Origin of the sequence: Collinsella sp. D33t1_170424_A12 (assembly GCF_015554865.1) — a bacterium.
GTDB lineage: Bacteria > Actinomycetota > Coriobacteriia > Coriobacteriales > Coriobacteriaceae > Collinsella.
Genome location: NZ_JADNJJ010000217.1, coordinates 1 through 2,572 on the forward strand (window position 1 = coordinate 1; position 2,572 = coordinate 2,572).

Genomic DNA, 2,572 nt, shown 5'->3' on the forward strand with positions numbered 1-2,572 from the left:
GCAGTGATGTACGGAAGTCAGAAGAGTAAGGCGAGAACCTTGCGATTCCTTTCCAAACCAGAAACTAGCTTATAGCACAGAATGGATCCGATCGGCGTTACAGCCGGCCGGACGGGCTCTTCCGCGCCCATGTATTTGGACGGAGAGTTCGATCCTGGCTCAGGATGAACGCTGGCGGCGCGCCTAACACATGCAAGTCGAACGGCACCCACCCCCGGGTGGAAGCGAGTGGCGAACGGCTGAGTAACACGTGACCAACCTGCCCGGCTCTCGGGGATAGCCGCGGGAAACCGCGGGTAATACCCGGCGAACCCGCCCGGACGCATGTCCGGGCGGGCGAAGCTTTCGCGGAGCCGGATGGGGTCGCGGCCCATCAGGTAGACGGCGGGGTGACGGCCCACCGTGCCTACAACGGGTAGCCGGGTTGAGAGACCGACCGGCCAGATTGGGACTGAGACACGGCCCAGACTCCTACGGGAGGCAGCAGTGGGGAATCTTGCGCAATGGGGGCAACCCTGACGCAGCGACGCCGCGTGCGGGACGAAGGCCTTCGGGTCGTAAACCGCTTTCAGCAGGGACGAGTCAAGACGGTACCTGCAGAAGAAGCCCCGGCTAACTACGTGCCAGCAGCCGCGGTAATACGTAGGGGGCGAGCGTTATCCGGATTCATTGGGCGTAAAGCGCGCGTAGGCGGCCGCGTAGGCGGGGGGTCAAATCCCGGGGCTCAACCCCGGTCCGCCCCCCGAACCCCGCGGCTCGGGTCCGGTAGGGGAGGGTGGAATTCCCGGTGTAGCGGTGGAATGCGCAGATATCGGGAGGAACACCGGTGGCGAAGGCGGCCCTCTGGGCCGAGACCGACGCTGAGGCGCGAAAGCTGGGGGAGCGAACAGGATTAGATACCCTGGTAGTCCCAGCCGTAAACGATGGACGCTAGGTGTGGGGGGAGAGTCCCTCCGTGCCGCAGCCAACGCATTAAGCGTCCCGCCTGGGGAGTACGGCCGCAAGGCTAAAACTCAAAGGAATTGACGGGGGCCCGCACAAGCAGCGGAGCATGTGGCTTAATTCGAAGCAACGCGAAGAACCTTACCAGGGCTTGACATGCTAGTGAAGCCGGGGAGACCCGGTGGCCGAGAGGAGCTAGCACAGGTGGTGCATGGCTGTCGTCAGCTCGTGTCGTGAGATGTTGGGTTAAGTCCCGCAACGAGCGCAACCCCCGCCGCATGTTGCCAGCAGGTAGAGCTGGGCACCCATGCGGGACCGCCGGCGCCAAGCCGGAGGAGGGCGGGGACGACGTCAAGTCATCATGCCCCTTATGCCCTGGGCTGCACACGTGCTACAATGGCCGGTACAGCGGGATGCGATGGCGCGAGCCGGAGCGGATCCCTCAAAGCCGGCCCCAGTTCGGATTGGGGGCTGCAACCCGCCCCCATGAAGTCGGAGTTGCTAGTAATCGCGGATCAGCATGCCGCGGTGAATGCGTTCCCGGGCCTTGTACACACCGCCCGTCACACCACCCGAGTCGTCTGCACCCGAAGCCGCCGCCCCAACCCGTTCGCGGGAGGGAGGCGTCGAAGGTGTGGAGGGTGAGGGGGGTGAAGTCGTAACAAGGTAGCCGTACGGGAACGTGCGGCTGGATCACCTCCTTTCTAGGGAGATACACCTCTAGGAAAACTAGATCAATCAACATTGTTCAGACGGGCGCGGTGGAGCACACCCGTCCGGCCTGTCCTCCCGGCGCCCCCGCCCGCAGCGTCCGGTCCCCGGGGCACGCACCCGCGTACCTTGAGAGCCGCATAGCGAGACGAAGATCTGTAGTGAATACATCTGATCTGATCGATTCTCAACTTGAAGAGGACGAAGATTCATCTTCGAATAAATCTGCGAGAACAAGAATATCGAAAGAAATGCAAGGAGCATCTGACCGCCCGGGCCCCCAGGGCCCGGACGGTATGCGACACCCATGCACCGGTCGCGTATAGCGACCGAGGAACTACGGACGCCCGCGCCGTGGCGCGGGCAAGATACGTAGGGCGCACGGCGGATGCCTTGGCACAGGAAGCCGATGAAGGACGCGGCAAGCTGCGATAATCCGCGGTTAGGGGCACACACCCCTCGACCCGCGGGTCTCCGAATGGGCGAACCCGCCAGGAGAAGTCCTGGCATCCCCCGGAAGAACTCATATTCCGGGGGAGGACAACCCGGGGAACTGAAACATCTAAGTACCCGGAGGAGAAGAAATCAACAACGAGATCCCCCGAGTAGCGGCGAGCGAAAGGGGGCCGACGGCCAAACCGGCGAGCGGGCGGGCGCCAGCCTATACCGCCGCCGGGGTTGCAGGGCCTCCCGCCCGGGAGCTGGCGCTCCCGGCGGGCATCCATCCAGGGGAGCCGAACGGCATGGGAAGGCCGGCGGCACAGGGTTAGAGCCCCGTAGGCGCACCCTGAGGATGGAGCCCGGCGGAGGTCCCTGAGTAGGGCCGGGCACGTGAAACCCGGTCCGAACCCGGGGGGACCACCCTCCAAGCCTGAATACTCTCCTGTGACCGATAGCGAACCAGTACCGTGAGGGAAAG

The 2,572-nt window shown here is 64.1% G+C and carries 2 rRNA genes; both read left to right on the forward strand.

Annotated elements, in window-relative coordinates:
- The first annotated feature begins 136 nt into the window (after positions 1-136).
- Positions 137-1,646: ribosomal RNA gene (locus I2E26_RS08880) — 16S ribosomal RNA — on the forward strand.
- A gap of 368 nt (positions 1,647-2,014) precedes the next feature.
- Positions 2,015-2,572, forward strand: a 23S ribosomal RNA gene (locus tag I2E26_RS08885); the annotation flags it as partial.